This window comes from Mycobacterium palustre (assembly GCF_002101785.1).
Classification (GTDB): domain Bacteria; phylum Actinomycetota; class Actinomycetes; order Mycobacteriales; family Mycobacteriaceae; genus Mycobacterium; species Mycobacterium palustre.
Genome location: NZ_LQPJ01000010.1, coordinates 1 through 1056 on the forward strand (window position 1 = coordinate 1; position 1056 = coordinate 1056).

The 1056-nt window shown below is 70.6% G+C and carries 1 protein-coding gene; it reads right to left on the reverse strand.

The annotated features are described in order from the left end of the window. Nucleotides 1–986: GMC family oxidoreductase N-terminal domain-containing protein (locus AWC19_RS01160; protein ID WP_169718061.1), on the reverse strand; the 986-nt coding region annotated here is incomplete at its 3' end. Between the last annotated feature and the right edge of the window lie 70 nt (nucleotides 987–1056).

Below are 1056 nucleotides of genomic sequence, written 5' to 3' on the forward strand. Positions count from 1 at the left end.
TCGAGGAGGTGGCGCATGAGGTTGCGTCCGACCCAGTCGGAGCCGTTGGCCAGTCCGCGGGGCCAGTGGCCGCTGCGGGAGTTGAGCAGCAGCAGCGGGGTGGCCAGGGCGCCGGCGGCTAGCACCACGATTTTGGCTTGTAGGGCCACGGTGTCGGTGTGGTGTTGGCAGATGATGCGGCGGACGTGGGTGTGGTCGGCGTCGAGGCGCACCACGCGGCAGTCGGTGAGCAGGTGGGCGCCGTGTTCGGTGAGCGCGGGCAGCAGCCCGTTGCGGGCGGCGTCGTTTTTGCAGGCCTTGTCGCACAGGTAGGCCTGGCAGGTGGTGCATCCGTCGGTGTAGTCGCAGGCCATGGGCAGGTGGTAGGGGTGCAGGCCGCGGCCGGCCAGGTAGTTGACCAAAGGTTGGTTGTCGGGGGAAAACGGCGGGGCCGGCGGCAGGTCGACCTCGGCGGCCTCGGGGCGCAGCGGGTCGGGTTGGCCGCGGACCCCGAGCAGCTTTTCGGCCCGGGCGTACCAGGGCCGCAGCTGGTCGTAGGTGATGGGCCAGGCGTCGGGCACGGTGGACTGGCCGGGGTCGCGGAAGTTTTGCCGGGGGGTGAAGTCGCCGACGAAAAAGCGTTCGCAGACCATGCCGTACAGGGCCGAGGATCCGCCGGTGCCGGCGCCGATGAACGGTACGAAGCGGCGCGGCACGCGCCGGCTGATGTCTTCGATTTCGTCGGTGGAGCGCCCGGCGCGGGCCAGGGCGTCGTAGTAGGCCGCCGGGGAGCGGGCCGCTTTGGGTTCGGCCAGTTCGGGCATCGCCGCGCGGATGGTGCCGGGCACACCGGGCAGCGTGGAGCGGCCTTTTTCGACGAACAGCACCCGGCGCCCGCAGCGGGCCAGCTGATAGCCCAGCATCCCGCCGCCCATCCCGGTGCCCACCACGACCACATCCCACAGGACGCGTTCGGCCTCGCGTGCGCTCAATTCACCGTCAGCCAATCGAGCTCCTCACGAGGATGATGGCCCAACGCTTGGCCCCGGCCTGGGCGAACCGGGATCGTATCACCCG